Source organism: Lacibacter luteus (assembly GCF_004118265.1).
Lineage (GTDB): Bacteria > Bacteroidota > Bacteroidia > Chitinophagales > Chitinophagaceae > Lacibacter > Lacibacter luteus.
This window is the reverse complement of the sequence record NZ_SDHW01000001.1, coordinates 1,152,315-1,167,703: the sequence shown is the minus strand read 5'-3', so window position 1 is coordinate 1,167,703 and position 15,389 is coordinate 1,152,315. Positions and strand designations below refer to the sequence as shown.

Genomic DNA, 15,389 nt, shown 5'->3' with positions numbered 1-15,389 from the left:
TATGAAGAAAGGTTTAGTTAGTATGTTGTTACTCTTTGTTCTGCTTGTAACAAACGCACAAAACAAAGAGCCGTTTCCTTTTTGGAACGAAGTGCAGAAATTTAAAGCCGCTGATAGTGCTGCATTTCCTGCATCGAACCAAATATTATTGATCGGCAGTTCATCTTTTACATTGTGGAAAGATGTGCAGGATTATTTTCCCGATCGTAAAATTTTAAACCGAGCATTTGGTGGCAGCACTTTGGCTGATGTGATCCGTTACCGTTATGATGTTGTCTTTCCTTATCAACCCAAACAGATTGTGATCTATTGCGGCGAAAATGATTTTGCATCGAGCGATACAGTAACAGTAGAGTTGGTCGTGCAACGGTTTACAACATTGTTCAACTTTATCCGTGCAAAATATAAAACAGTACCTGTTGCTTATGTGTCGATGAAGCCAAGCCCAAGTCGCCTGCATTTGCTGGAGAAATATAAAGAAGGGAATAAACGGATACAGGCTTTCCTCAGCACGAAGCCCAATACAAAGTTTGTTGATGTGTATAGTGCGATGCTTACTGCATCAGGCGAACCTATGCCGGATATTTTTAAAGAAGACAGTTTGCACATGAATGCAAAAGGCTACGCTATCTGGAAAACAAAACTGGAAAAGGTATTACTTAAATAATAAAAACAGGTTATGAAAATTGTAAACAGCTTGCTTGTTGGTTTGTTTTTGATGTGTGCTTTACAGCTGCACGCCCAGCAAACGAATGATGCAAAGATGAAAATCTTCATCGATGCATTGATGAAGAAGATGACAGTGGATGAAAAGATCGGGCAGTTGAACTTACCGGGCTCCGGTGATATTGTTACCGGGCAGGCTGGTAATTCCGACATTGGTAAAAAGATCAAAGAAGGAAAAGTGGGCGGACTTTTCAATATTAAATCTGTTGCCAAAATTAAAGCAGTACAAAAAGTAGCAGTAGAAGAAACACGTTTAAAAATTCCTTTGCTTTTTGGCATGGATGTAATACATGGTTATCAAACGGTGTTTCCTATTCCATTGGGTTTAAGCGCCTGTTGGGATATGCAATTGATTGAACAAAGTGCACGCATTGCTGCCATTGAAGCAAGTGCCGATGGCATCAACTGGACATTTTCACCTATGGTAGATCTTACACGTGATCCTCGATGGGGCCGTGTATCGGAAGGCAATGGTGAAGATCCTTATCTCGGTGGACAAATTGCAAAAGCAATGGTGCGTGGTTACCAGGGAAAAGATCTTTCGCTCAACAACACCATCATGAGTTGTGTAAAACATTTTGCATTGTATGGTGCAGCAGAAGCCGGTCGTGATTACAACACTACCGATATGAGTCGTTACCGGATGTACAACGAATATTTTTATCCATACCAGGCTGCCGTTGATGCAGGTGTGGGAAGTGTAATGGCATCGTTCAATGAAATTGATGGTATTCCTGCAACAGCCAACAAATGGTTATTAACAGATGTATTGCGCAGGCAATGGGGCTTTAAAGGGTTTCTTGTTACCGATTATACAGGCATTAACGAAATGATGGATCATGGTTTGGGTAATTTGCAAACAGTTTCCGGCAGAGCATTGAATGCAGGTATTGATATGGATATGGTGGGCGAAGGTTTTTTAACTACACTCAAACAATCACTGAAAGAAGGAAAAGTAACCATGCAGATGATCGATGCAGCCTGCAGAAGAATTCTTGAAGCGAAATACAAACTTGGTTTGTTTGATGATCCGTATCGTTACTGCAATGAAGAGCGTGCAAAAACAGAAATATTTACTACGGCTCATCGCAAGATAGCAAGATCAACAGCGGCACAAAGTTTTGTGTTGCTGAAAAATCAAAACAATGTACTGCCGTTAAAGAAGAGCGGTACGGTTGCAGTAATTGGTCCATTGGCAAACGATAAACGCAACATGCCGGGCACATGGAGTGTTGCAGCAGAGTTTGATAAAGCAACAGCTGTATTAACCGGTTTAACTGAAGTAGCAGGCGACAAAGTAAAGTTCCTGTATGCAAAAGGAAGTAACCTTGATTATGATGAAGCATTTGAAGACAGGGCAACGATGTTTGGTAAAGGCATTGGCAGAGATAAACGTTCGCCTGAAGAAATGATCAATGAAGCTGTTGCCATCGCTAACCAGAGTGATGTGGTATTAGCAGTGTTGGGCGAAAGTGCAGAGATGAGTGGTGAGTCATCCAGCAGAAGTAATATAGAAATTCCACAGGCGCAAAAAGATTTGTTGAAAGCATTATTAAAAACAGGCAAGCCTGTTGTGTTGGTATTGTTTACCGGTCGTCCGTTGGCATTAACATGGGAGCAGCAAAATGTTCCTGCAATACTGAATGTATGGTTTGGCGGAAGTGAAGCAGGTTATGCAGTGGCTGATGTGTTGTTTGGCGATGTAAATCCTTCCGGTAAATTAACCATGACCTTTCCGCAGAATATCGGGCAGGTGCCTTTGTTTTATAATCATAAGAACACCGGTCGTCCGTTGCCAGACGGACAATGGTTTCAAAAATTCCGCAGCAATTATTTAGATGTTAGTAATGATGCATTGTATCCGTTTGGCTATGGCTTGAGTTATACCAACTTCAGCTATAGTGATGTAAAGATCAGCAACGCTTCTCCTAAAGGCAATCAAACCATTGCAGCAAGTGTTACACTTACAAACACGGGTGCTGTTACCGGTAAAGAAGTGGTACAGCTTTATATTCGTGATGTGGTGGGTTCTGTAACAAGACCGGTAAAAGAGTTAAAAGGTTTTCAGAAAGTTGAATTGAAAGCTGGCGAAAGCAAAACAGTAACTTTCAATATTTCTCCAAACGATCTCAGGTTTTACAATTACGATCTCAAGTATGATTGGGAGCCGGGTGAATTTCAGATCATGATTGGCGGTAATTCACGTGATGTGAAGATGGCCAAGCTGAATTGGAGTAAGTAGTAGCTACTCTACAAAAAAATGCCGGGCTTGTAGTCCGGCATTTTTTGTTTGTAAGGGTATGCACTTATTTTCAACTTAATTTTTCTGAAGATTAAGGCTGTTCAGTGTTTATCAACGATATTCATGTTATCCAAATCCTGTATCCATGATCTTAACAAGCCAACTGCGTGTTTCACGCATCATTTATTTTCTCCACAAACGTATTCAATCTTTGTTATCCGGATTCTTCACTGTATCTGCAGTTGCGGAGAACTACGCCTGTTTATTTACTTCAAACCGTAACGGAAAATTGTGAAGAAGCGATCGCTTATAAAACTAAACCTTCCGGTAAGCCGTACCATTCTGCTGATATTTTTATTGGCAGCAAGTGTGCTCATTTTTTTTGGCCGTATTATTTACGTAGGCTCTGTGCAAACAAAGCAAACGGATGATATGGTAACGCATACGTACAGGGTTATGGAACAGGTAGATAATATACGGATAGGCGTATCGGAAAGTGAAGGGTTGGTGAGAAGTTACCTGATAACCGGAGAAGAACAAATCCTCAACAAGCTCACGAAAGTTCATCTCAGTATTCAAGATGCTGCAGCCACTGCACACCTGATGGCAGTTGACTCAACACAAAAAGCATGGTTGGGTGAATTAAGTACAACATTAAAACGAAGCGGTACAGAACAGCAGGCATTTGTTACTAATCAAAAACCAATAGCAAAAGCAACAGAGCTTGATGCCAAGGGGAGTAAACTTGCACAGCAGATCAACGAGCAGATCTCGTCTATACGAGATCGTCAGCAAATACTGTTGCAGCAACGTACGAGAGTAAGTGAACAGACAGAACAGCGGCTGATAAAAATAGCTGTTGCAGGTGCAATACTGGTAATACTTTTTATTGCCGTATTGTTATGGCAATTGGATAAAGATATCCGGTTACGAAAAAAAGCAGAACAGGAAATACGTGAAAGCGAAGTAAAGTACCGAAAGCTCATTGAAGGGCCTGGTATTATTACATTCACTGCAAACCTGAAAGGTGAGTTTGAGTTTATTAGTGCAAAAGCAAAAGTGCTTACAGGCTATTCACCACTTGAACTACAGGGAAAGTCATTTGCCGTGCTCGTGCCCGAACAGTGGCAGAGCCAGGTGCTTGAGAAATTTGTAGAGCAGTTTAACGATCGGACTTTCGAAATGGTAGTGCGTTTTCCCATTGAAACAAAAGACAAAGAACAGAAATGGGTTAAACTTACTTCGCTTATTATTTCTGCAGAAGAACAGGTTATTGGCTTTCAGTGTACGGTAAAAGATATTTCGGATGAAATGGAAGCCGAATCAAAACTGAAAGAATCTGAAGAGCTTATTCAAACACTTTTAAACAATACACATGAAGGGTTCTTTATGGTTGATCGTAACCTCACTATTCGTGTAATGAACAGGCCTGCACGTGAAGGGATGGAAATGCGCACAGGCAAAAAAGTGGAAATAGGCATGCACCTGTTATCAGTTATACCCGAAACAGTAATGGAGCAGGCTGCAGAAAACTTTGAACGTGTGTTTAATGGTGAATATGTTGAATATGAAGCAAAGTATGATACAGAAAATGGTGTACAATGGCTTCGCATCAGTCATTCACCTGTAATGGAAAACGGAAAAGAAATTACAGGAGCAGCTGTTGTTACATCTGATATTAGCTCAATCAAGCAAAATGAAGAGCGAATTCGTGAAGCAGATCAGAAAATAAGAGCCATGCTTTCAAGTACGGAGGAAGGTTTTTACATGATCTCTCCCGATTACAATATCGTTATGATCAATGAAGCAGGGAAAAAGATACTGCGTAACATAGCAGGGAAGCCTGTTCGTGAAAATGATCAGATACTTGAATTTATAAGAGAAGAACGGAAAGAGGTGTTTCGTGCAATGGTGGAAAAAGTAATGCGTGGAGTGATACAGGAAACAGAAACAATGATTGAGACAGAAGAAGGAGAGCAATGGTATCACAATACATATTTTCCGGTTCGTAATGAAAAGAACCAGGTAATTGCCGTTTGCATTGCAGCAAAAAATATTACAGAGCGTAAACTTGTTGATCGTGCCTGGGAGAAGATTCGTGAAGAAAGAGAAGAGTACCAGTTCAGGCTTCAGTCAATTCTTGATAACACACCGCTTATTATGTTTATTAAGGATGTGGAAGGACGTTACTTATTGATCAATCGTTCTTTTAAAGAAGAGTTTTCTCTTACAGAAGAGGAAGTTGTTGGTAAAACAGACTTTGATTTTGAGAGTGATGAAGATGCGATCCGTTATCGTGAAGCCGATGAAAAAGTACTGCATACACTGGAGCATGTTCAAACAGAAGAAACAGTGCATATGGCCGATGGTGAACACAATTTGCTTATTGTGAAATTTCCATTGTTTGATAAAGATGAAATTGTATATGGTGTTGGTGGAATTGCAACGGATATAACAGAACGTGTACAAGCCCGGCAGAAATTAGTAGATGCAAAGAAAAAAGCGGAGGCTGCCGAATTGTTGCAGGAGCAGTTTCTTGCAAATATGAGCCATGAAATACGTACACCTCTTAATGGAATTATTGGTATGACAAATGTTTTGCAGAATACCAGTCTCGATACTGAGCAGGAAGAATTTGTGCAGATCATCCGTCAGTCGTCAGACAACTTGTTGATGCTGATTAATGATATACTTGATCTTTCCAAAATCAAAGCCGGTAAGTTGAGTGTAGAGAATATTGTTTTTGATCTGCGGAAAATTCTTGAGCAGGCTGTTGCACCGTTCAGGTTAAAAGCAAAGGAAAAAGAAATTGAGTTACTGCTGCATGTTGAAGAATCGTTGCCTGCGGAATTTTGCGGCGATCCATTACGTATTACACAGGTGTTTTCGAACCTGTTGAGTAATGCGATGAAGTTTACAGAACAAGGTAGCATTAAGTTGCATGTAAAACAGTTGCAACGCTCAGGAAATGATTGTGAACTCAGCTTTACAGTTAGTGATACCGGCATAGGCATTCCGGAAGAACGGCTTGGTTCTATTTTCAGAAATTTTGAACAGGTAGCTGCAGAAACTACAAGAAAATACGGGGGCACAGGTCTTGGCTTATCCATTACACGGCAATTGTGTGAGTTAATGGGCGGTAATGTTCGTGTGGAAAGTGAGTTACATAAAGGCACAGTATTTTGTGTAACACTTCCTCTCGTTGTTGTGCAACAAAGTTCAACTGCAACCAATGGCAAAGATGTAAAAGAAGTATTGCAGGTTGGTCAATTGGCAGGTAAAACAATATTGGTAGCAGAAGATAATGAAATCAATCAGCTTGTGATTCATCATGTATTGCAACAGGTGGGTATCATTACAACTATTGTAAATAACGGAAAAGAAGCTGTTGATTTGCTGGAAACCGGTCAGCAGTTTGATTTGATCATTCTCGATCTGCAAATGCCGCTGATGAATGGCTTTCAGACTTCTACGTATATACGGGAAAAGCTGGAGCTGTCTACACCCATCGTTGCGATGACGGCAAGTGCGCTTCGCAATGAAAAGATGAAATGTTTTGAGTTGGGGATGAATGAGTATTTAACTAAACCATTTGTGCCGGCAGATCTGTTTGCTGTACTTAGTCGTTTTTTACTGGCACAACCATTGCAGGTAAAACAGCAACAGAAAAAAGACGAGCAGCAAGGACCGGTGTTTTATAATCTGTCGCATTTGTACGAAATGGAAGATGTGGAGTACTTCTGCGAAGTGTTGCACTTGTTTCTTTCTACAACGCCTCCTCTGCTGAACGAAATACATGAAGCCGTATTATACGAAAACTGGGAACAGGTGTATAAAAAAACACATCGTTTAAAAAGCAGCCTTGGTATTTTGCAAATGAACCTGATGCTGGCGTTGGTAACGACTATTGAACAGCAGGCAAAAGAAGAAAAACAACTCGAACTGATACCGGAAGAGTTAAAAAGGGTAAACGAATTATATGAACTTGTACGCCCAATGATAGAAGCAGAACTTGAAAAAGCTGCTGAGGTGAATAACTGAAACTATGATAACTAAAATAACAACACATGAAAATCCTTGTAGCCGAAGATGAACCAATTATGCTCAAAACTATTGCCCTGCGATTACGCAAAGATGGGTACGATGTAATTACTGTTGCTGATGGCAGGGAAGCAATTGAACAGATTGAAGAGCAAAACCCGGATCTGATTATTACCGACATTATGATGCCTTATTCATCGGGTCTTGAAATTGTAGGAAAAGTAAAAGCGTCGGGACAAAGAAATGTTCCTGTAATAGTATTAAGTGCAATGGGGCAGGAGAATGTAGTAGTAGAAGCATTCAATCTTGGTGCAGATGATTATATTACAAAACCATTTAGTCCTAACGAACTTTCAATGCGTGTAAAACGTCTTGCAAAAACGGCATAAGGAAGTCTGTAAAAACAACATATTGTTTGCTTTAGCTGCATCCCTTAATTTTATGTTGTATGCAGCCAGGCTTGGTATTCAATTACATTACATTATATCTGCTGGATGCAGTTGTTGATCCCTTACAGCTGCTTGCAGTTACGTTGTTTTTTGTTTGCATTATTGCAGGAGTTGTTCTGTTCATTCTTTTCTATCTTATACGGCGCACAGGACGCAGCATGCGTCGCAGAAGTTTAAGGGAGCAATACAGCAATTGTATCAGTGAGCTTGCCGTTTGCGAAACGGACGAAGAGCTGCAGTCTTTTCTTCAACAACCCGATACACAAAGGATTACCCGGCTATTAGAGCATGAGGCATTCAGTCGTCGTGTTATTATTACGGAGTTGCTTAAAACAGTGAAGAATATGAGTGGTAATGCTGCCACGAATGTATGCTGGTTTTATGAGCAGGCAAACTTGCAGCACGATTCGCTTTTGCGTTTACAAAATGGAGCCTGGCATGTAAAGGCTAGGGCTATCCAGGAGTTAAGTGGTCTTCGTCAGAATAAGTACATCACCAAAATTTATCGTCATACCAATAACGCTAATGAACTTGTGCGTAATGAAGCCCGTACTGCTGTTGTAAAACTTACTGGCTTTGAAGGGTTACGTTTTTTAGATGTTGCAACTTATCCGTTAACTGAATGGCAGCAATTGTGTTTGTTGTACGAACTGTCGTTACACAGTAATCGTTCGTTTGAGGGTGTGCAACGCTGGCTGCAGTCATCTAACAGCAGTGTAACCGAGTTTGCTTTGCGGCTGGTAGAAGTGTATCATCTTCATGCCTGTTTTTCAACTGTTACAAGCTGTTTAAAACATGCAGCAAAACCTGTACGTAAAAAGGCGCTTGCTGCATTGAAAGAAATTTATGATCCCGCAATAAACGAAATACTGGTTGCAATGTTTCCCGCTGAAGATGCTGATGTGCAAATCCTCATCTTACAGATGTTGAAAGAATTTGGTACAGAAGAAGAGCAAGCTTTTCTGCTGCAACAGCTGTTACACGAACAACAGGAAATTAAAGTAGCTGCAGCAAGAGCGGTTTATTATACACAGCCGGATGCTGAAAGCCTGTTAAGGCAACGGGTACAAACAGATACTTATCCCTGGAATGTTTTGTTGGTACAATTAAAACAGGAGGTACTGTTATGAACTGGCAGCAATTTCTGGTTGATTTTTTAACATGGGTTATCTTTCTGTATTCAATTGTATTGCTGCTGTGCTATATTTTCATTGCGTTTTATTCTATTGGTGAAACAAGAAAGTATATCAGGAAGAGCAGCTTTACAGATTATTCCATCATGGCTGTATCGGAGCATACTCCTTCCATCAGTATTCTTGCACCTGCTTATAACGAAGGTGCAACTATTATTGAAAATGTGCGTTCGCTGCTGAACATACATTATAACAATATGGAAGTAATTGTGCTCAACGATGGAAGCAAAGATGATTCCATGCAGAAGCTGATGGATGCATACCAGCTTGTAGAAGTGCCTTATGTTTTTACAGCACATATTGCAACAAAACCTGTGCGTGCTATTTACAGAAGCAGTAATCCGGTTTATAAAAAGCTATTGGTAGTAGATAAACAAAACGGTGGTAAAGCAGATGCGTTAAATGTTGGAATCAATATCGCTTCAAACGATATTCTGGTTTGCATTGATGTAGATTGTATTCTCGAGCAGGATGCCATGCAAAAACTGATTAAGCCTTTTCTTGAAGAAAAAGAAAAGCGTGTAATTGCTACAGGTGGTGTGGTGCGTATTGCTAATTCATGCGAAGTAAAAGATGGAAAAATCATTCGTGTGCATTTGCCCGAAGAATTTATTCCAAGAGTGCAGACATTGGAATATATCCGTGCTTTTTTGTTAGGACGAATGGCCTGGAGCAGGTTAAATGGCTTGTTGCTCATCTCCGGTGCATTCGGGGCATTCGATCGGGAAATTGCAATTAAAGCAGGCGGCTACGATCATAATACTGTTGGTGAAGATATGGAGCTGGTGGTTCGTATGCGTCGTTACATGGAGGAGAAGAAAATACCTTACAAAGTGGCTTATATCCCCGATCCGCTTTGTTGGACAGAAGCGCCGGCGAGCTTTAAAATATTAGGTCGTCAACGAAACCGATGGACAAGAGGAACAATTGAAACATTAAAGCTGCACAGAAAAATGTTTTTTAATCCATCGTATGGCGTATTGGGAATGATCAGTTATCCTTACTGGTTCTTTTTTGAATTTCTGGCACCGTTGATCGAATTTGCGGGCTTTGTTGCATTTGTTGTTTTTGCAGTACTTGGTTTAATGGATTGGTCGTTCTTCTTTGCGTTGCTTGTTTTTATTCTGAGCTTTGGTTTTCTCTACTCTGTTTTTGCCATTCTTATGGAAGTACTCACCTATAATCAATACAGAAAGCGAAAAGAAATTTTCAATTTAATGCTCACTGCATTTTTAGAGCCGTTTATTTTTCATCCGTTTGTAGTATGGTCGGCAGTGCGTGGAAATATCGATCTGCTGCGTAAGAAAAAATCCTGGGGCGAAATGACTAGACAGGGATTTGCAGGAAAGAAGAAAAACTAAAACCTTCTTCCATAGCCAACAGAACCGTATAGTTGATTGCCAAATGTAGATGGCTTGTATTCGTCTCTTGAATAACCAAACGACAACAGCAGAAGATTTTTTTGTTTAACAGATGTTCTTACTCCCGCAATAATTCGGTTTGAGTATAAACGTTGATTTGTTGTAAACTGGATATTTCTTGTTTCATCAGGCGATACGCCGGTTCCATATTGCAGCCATACATAATCATTCATTTCACCAAAATATCTGCGAACGGTAAACATGCCTGCAAGGTTAAAGCCGTTGTTATCACTCATAAAACTACGGGCCTGTAAAAACCAGTTACCGGTATAATAACCAATACCTGCAACAGCAATTAAAACACTTTTGTCAAAATAAAGGTAACGGAAACCGGCTTCCAGCTCTATTGCTTTTGGAATGTTTACATACAGTGAATAGCCTGCACGGAATTTTGGAAACACAGGCATGTTTGCAGAATAACCAATGCCGGCATAACTATATACTTTCTTTGAAAATTTCGGATAAGCTTCCAGTTCGCCTTGCCAGCCATTTTTCGAAAGACGGTTGGCATAATTCAAACGGCCAAGGATAGCAGCTTTTTTTGTTTCATGTTTGTATTCAAGCCCCGTAATATGCCAATCGTTTGTAAACTGTTTATCAAAATGAAAATACTCGTATTGAAGCGTGAGTGTGTTTTTTAATAACACGCTGTCTGCTTGTTGTGCAACTGCAAAAAAGGGCAACAACGAAATCAGAAGTAAAAAAGAACGGATTTTCATATTTTAATTATAGTAACATAAAGATAGCTCTTATCGGGGTTGGCTTGTATAGCTGAAAGTACCTAAAAGTATAAATTATTTCCATTGGGGTATAAGATTGATGGCAATACCTGGGTATATAAAACGGTAATGCAACAGTGAGATCGAAAAAGAACATCCAGCATGTATAAGCGGAAGTAATTGCTTACACAGGTTGTAGCAACGGTTTAGAATGGATTCGGCAAATGTTTAATCGTAACTATAAAAGCATTGGCTGGTGAAAAAGATGGATATTGTCTCTGCATATTTTTCAGGTAAGGTTTGTTGTAACATTTAATGGGTAACTGTTATGAAGAGAATAGTTGCTTAAATTTAAATGCGATGCGGTGTTGTTTTTTTATACAGAACAACATGTGGCGACCTGACAGAGTTTTTCTAATTTTGAAAAATTTGATTCAAGTTTGATGTTTAACAGGTCCATACAGATTTACTGCTGTTTGTTTGCTTTTCTATTTGCTATGCTTATGGAGGCAAAAGCCATGCCTCCTGTTATCCGCCTTGGAATTGAACGGGGGCTTTCCAATAATTCTGTACGTGTGGTTTACCAGGATAAACGTGGCTTCATCTGGCTGGGTACATACGATGGGCTTAACTATTACGATGGTAATGAGTTTAAAGTTTTTCGCAATAAACTCAACGACAGTACCTCTATTCCACATAATTATATTTATTCGTTGCACGAAGATGCCAGCCACAATTTATGGGTTGGCACCGGACAGGGGGTTGTAAAGTACAACAGTACCTATGCTAATTTTTCTCCATTGTATGGTTTCCCCTTCGGGGCAAAGCAACCCGTAAAGGTTACGATTAATGCTACGGCTATACAATCAATGGAAAATGGAAATGTATTTATTGCCACCAATGGCTGGGGCTTGCTTGTAAAAAAGGCAAACGATCAGTATGCAAGAGAAGTTGTTTTGCAATTGGGTAAAGAACAGCTCGACGGGTACAATGTAAGAGTGGTTGAGGTAGATAACAGGAATAAAAAAGTATGGTTGTTTGTTGCCGGAAGAGGATTGTGTGTGTACAACGAAAAACAGAACCATGTTACATTGGTAAACAGCGATATAAAAATTGCGAATTGTATGTTGCTTAACCAGTCGGGACAATTGTGGGTCGGTGGCGAAACAGGATTGTACTTGTACGATCCGGCTGCAAATCGTTACAGTAAACATTATGCATCAGGTTCCGGTGCATTAAGTGGTCAGGATGTGATGTCGCTTTGTTTTGATAAACAGCAAAATCTCTGGGTAGGGACCGATGATGGCGCAATCAGTATTCTTAACAATACAACAGGGATATTTTCTTATATCAGTTCAGGGCAGGAAAAAGACCAGGTATCAAGTGAAGCGGTTTATTCCATTATTCGTGATAAGGAAAACCGTATGTGGATCGGCACCATCAAAGGTGGGTGCAATGTGTTTGATGAACAGAAGAATAATTTCGTTACTGTTGCAAACGATCCTTACAAAACAAATTCACTGGCCAGTAATTTTATTTACTCCTTTTACGAAGACAGAGATGGAGATATATTGGTTGGTACAGAGGGCGGCGGTTTGAGTATCTGGAACCGCACAAATAATGTATTTAAAAATTACAGGTACCAGGCTGGTAATACAGCATCCCTCAGTCATAACATCGTATCAAGTATTCTGCAGGATCATACAGGTGCTTTATGGATGGCAACTTATGGTGGTGGCATTAACCGGTTTAATAAATCAACAGGAACTTTTGAACGGTTTCGTTGCATCAACAATGTAACCGGCGAAGAAAACAGGAATGCATGGTTAATGTACGAAGACAAAGCAAAAACACTTTGGGCAACTACATTTATCAATGGGCCACTTTATTTTTTCGATCGTTCATTAAATCGGTTTGTTGTATTTGATAATCGTGTAAACGATCTTGTATCGATATTGGAAGACAGCAAAGGGCAATTGTGGGGCGGTAATACGATTTCACTCATTCGTATCGATAGAAAAAATAAGCAACACCAGTTTTACAACTTAGGCAAGCCTGTTCGTGCAATTTTCGAAGACAGTAAAAAGAATTTATGGATTGGTCTTGAAGGTGGAGGGTTGGTTTTGTTTGATGTGGCAAAGGGGACAATAAAAAAACGCTATTCATTTGCAGATGGTTTGTGTAATAATGCTGTGCTCAACATTGAGGAAGATGCAAAAGGGTTTATCTGGCTTAGTACGTTTAACGGCCTTTCTAAATTCGATCCCGCAACAAGTACGTTTAAAAATTTTTACGAAAGCGATGGCCTGCAGAGCAATCAATTCTCCTACAACGCATCGTATAAGCTTCGTTCCGGCGAATTATTATTTGGTGGAATCGATGGATTTAATGTGTTTGTTCCCGAAAAAATTGCACAACGAACCTTTACTCCTCCGCTTTACGTTACAAATATTGTCATCAACAATAAAACAATTTCGGATGTAACTGAGTATATAAGAGAAGCAGACGGTACCGGTATTTCCGAATTGCGTGTTCCGTTTAAAGAAGCAGTGCTTTCTTTTGAGTTCACCGCTTTGGAGTACACCTCTCCCGAAAAAATTTCTTATGCTTATTACCTCGATGGTTGGGATAAGAACTGGAACTACACCGGCAATATCCGCAACATCAACTATAATAATATTAAAGAAGGAAGCTACAAGCTCCGCATCCGCAGCACCAATGCAAACGGCGATTGGAATACACAGGAAACAGTGTTGGCTATTACAATTTTGCCGCCCTGGTACAGAACCATTTTCGCTTACCTCGTTTATTTATTGGCAGCAATTTCGTTGGTGTATGTTTTCTACCGTTATCGTTTACAGCAGGCACGGCTTACCTATAAAGTAAAACTTGCAGAGTTGAATGCAGAAAAAGAAAAAGAGATCAACGAGAAACGTCAATCGTTCTTCACCAATATTACACACGAGTTTCGTACACCACTTACACTCATCATTAACCCGGTGAAAGATTTATTGAAGCATGAGGAAAAAATTGAAGAGAAAGAAGAATTGAATGTTGTTTACCGTAATGCCCGCCGCCTGTTAAGTTTGGTTGATCAGTTGTTGTTGTTTCGTAAAACGGAAAGTGAAACCGGCAAACTCAGCATCTCCTCATTTAATTTCTACGATCTTAGTCATGATGTGTATTTGTATTTTAAACAACAGGCAAAAACAAGGCACATCAATTATACATTTAATTGCAGCAATCTGTCGCTTGATTTTTTTGGCGATAAAACGCAGCTTGAAATTGTATTCTATAATTTGTTATCGAATGCATTCAAGTACACACCCGATAATGGCAAGATCGATTTTAACATTACCGACGATGCAACAAGTATTCGGGTGCAGGTTACAGATAGCGGACAGGGTGTACCTGCACATATTGGCAATCGCATTTTCGAAAAATTTTACCAGGTTAAAGAAGAGCATGCCCCGGTTAAACCCGGTTTTGGAATTGGGCTATATCTTGTAAAGCAACTGGTGGAAGAACATAAAGGCAGGATCAGTTATGAAAGCAAAGAAGGAGGGGGCACAAGTTTTCTTGTTCAATTGAAAAAAGGAAAAGAGCATTTTGGCAATGTGGTTGTTCGTGAGGCAAGTGTAAAAAATGAAAGTTCACTGCTTGCAGAAATTGATGATGGAATGGAACCTGTGCCTGTTGCAGGTAAAATTGCAACAGATGGTTTGGAATCAGTAGTAAGCGAAAAGCCATCTATTCTTGTAACCGACGATAATGTGCAGCTTAGGAACTACCTGGTGCAGATTTTCAGAACTGCTTTCATTGTGCATGAAGCAGGAAGTGCAGAAGAAGGGTTAAAGCTTGCCAAAGAACTACAGCCCGATGTGATCATTAGTGATTTGGTAATGGAGGAAATGACGGGGCTGGACTTTTGTAAGGCGGTGAAGGAATCGCAAACGCTTGGGCATATTCCTTTTATATTAATTACAGGAACCGATTCGCCGGAATCGAAGCTGAAGGGGATTGAATACGGCGCCGACGATTATATTACCAAGCCTTTTGAAAAAGATATGTTGGTGGCAAGGGTGCAAAGCCTGCTTAAAAAGCAGGAAAATCTGCAGAAGTATTTTTACAACGAGATCACCCATCAGCAAAACAGCCTCAACATTTCCGGCGAGTACAAGGAGTTTCTGGAAGCTTGTATTGCCGTAGTTGAACGCAATCTCGACAGGGATGAGTTTAACATACAGGTGCTGGCAACCGAAATGGGTATGAGCCACAGCAAACTTTACAAAAAGATCAAGACCATTTCCGGGCAAAGTGCCAACGCCTTTATCCGTTTCATCCGGTTGCGGAAAGCGGCCGAGCTGTTCATCAACTCCGATTATAATATTAATGAAACGGCTTTTTATGTAGGTATTAAAGACATCAAATATTTCCGGGAGCAGTTTGCCAAAACCTTCGGTATGAAGCCATCAGAGTACATAGAAAAGTACCGGAAGAACCTCGGCAAGAACTATAAATTGAACGAAAAAGTAAAAAAATAGAAACGTTCTGGCTAGTTTGAAGGTCTCAAAATATTACCGTTAAAAATTTCGGCT

At 40.1% G+C, this 15,389-nt stretch carries 8 protein-coding genes; 7 read left to right on the top strand and 1 reads right to left on the bottom strand.

Going from position 1 to position 15,389, the window contains the following annotated elements; genetic code table 11:
* Position 1: 1 nt before the first annotated feature.
* The 6 genes from ESA94_RS04395 to ESA94_RS04370 all read left to right on the top strand — a co-directional run bounded on the left by ESA94_RS04395 (position 2) and on the right by ESA94_RS04370 (position 10,012).
* A complete protein-coding gene (locus tag ESA94_RS04395; RefSeq protein ID WP_129129629.1) occupies positions 2-667 on the top strand; it encodes a GDSL-type esterase/lipase family protein in 666 nt (221 codons plus the stop codon).
* A 12-nt stretch (positions 668-679) separates the two neighbouring features.
* On the top strand, positions 680-2,968 hold the full coding sequence (gene bglX, locus ESA94_RS04390; protein WP_129129628.1) for a beta-glucosidase BglX: 2,289 nt from the start codon (positions 680-682) through the stop codon (positions 2,966-2,968).
* A gap of 291 nt (positions 2,969-3,259) precedes the next feature.
* On the top strand, positions 3,260-7,009 hold the full coding sequence (locus ESA94_RS04385; protein ID WP_129129627.1) for a PAS domain S-box protein: 3,750 nt from the start codon (positions 3,260-3,262) through the stop codon (positions 7,007-7,009).
* 26 nt (positions 7,010-7,035) lie between these two features.
* Positions 7,036-7,398, top strand: a complete 363-nt coding sequence (locus ESA94_RS04380; RefSeq protein ID WP_129129626.1) for a response regulator transcription factor — start codon at positions 7,036-7,038, stop codon at positions 7,396-7,398.
* A 59-nt stretch (positions 7,399-7,457) separates the two neighbouring features.
* Positions 7,458-8,588, top strand: a complete 1,131-nt coding sequence (locus ESA94_RS04375) for a HEAT repeat domain-containing protein (RefSeq protein WP_129129625.1) — start codon at positions 7,458-7,460, stop codon at positions 8,586-8,588.
* The gene (locus ESA94_RS04370) at positions 8,585-10,012 is read left to right on the top strand and encodes a glycosyltransferase family 2 protein (protein ID WP_129129624.1); all 1,428 of its coding nucleotides are present in this window, start codon (positions 8,585-8,587) and stop codon (positions 10,010-10,012) included. Before ESA94_RS04375 ends, ESA94_RS04370 begins: the two co-directional genes overlap by 4 nt.
* On the opposite strand, the gene ESA94_RS04365 is transcribed toward ESA94_RS04370, so the two are convergent.
* Positions 10,009-10,791 (bottom strand): YaiO family outer membrane beta-barrel protein, encoded by a 783-nt coding sequence (locus ESA94_RS04365; RefSeq protein WP_129129623.1) that lies wholly within the window; start codon positions 10,789-10,791, stop codon positions 10,009-10,011. The two genes, ESA94_RS04370 and ESA94_RS04365, sit on opposite strands and share 4 nt — an antisense overlap.
* A 497-nt stretch (positions 10,792-11,288) precedes the next feature.
* Between ESA94_RS04365 and ESA94_RS04360 the strand changes: the two genes are divergently transcribed.
* Positions 11,289-15,335 (top strand): hybrid sensor histidine kinase/response regulator transcription factor, encoded by a 4,047-nt coding sequence (locus ESA94_RS04360; RefSeq protein WP_205755905.1) that lies wholly within the window; start codon positions 11,289-11,291, stop codon positions 15,333-15,335.
* The last annotated feature ends 54 nt before the right edge of the window (positions 15,336-15,389 follow it).

What these genes read in the sequence shown, in the direction of transcription:
- ESA94_RS04395 (WP_129129629.1), top strand. Translation starts at nt 2, where the DNA reads ATGAAGAAAGGTTTAGTTAGTATGTTGTTACTCTTTGTTCTGCTTGTA.
- bglX (WP_129129628.1), top strand. Translation starts at nt 680, where the DNA reads ATGAAAATTGTAAACAGCTTGCTTGTTGGTTTGTTTTTGATGTGTGCT.
- ESA94_RS04380 (WP_129129626.1), top strand. Translation starts at nt 7,036, where the DNA reads ATGAAAATCCTTGTAGCCGAAGATGAACCAATTATGCTCAAAACTATT.
- ESA94_RS04375 (WP_129129625.1), top strand. Translation starts at nt 7,458, where the DNA reads ATGCAGCCAGGCTTGGTATTCAATTACATTACATTATATCTGCTGGAT.
- ESA94_RS04370 (WP_129129624.1), top strand. Translation starts at nt 8,585, where the DNA reads ATGAACTGGCAGCAATTTCTGGTTGATTTTTTAACATGGGTTATCTTT.
- ESA94_RS04365 (WP_129129623.1), bottom strand. Translation starts at nt 10,791, where the DNA reads ATGAAAATCCGTTCTTTTTTACTTCTGATTTCGTTGTTGCCCTTTTTT.
- ESA94_RS04360 (WP_205755905.1), top strand. Translation starts at nt 11,289, where the DNA reads ATGCTTATGGAGGCAAAAGCCATGCCTCCTGTTATCCGCCTTGGAATT.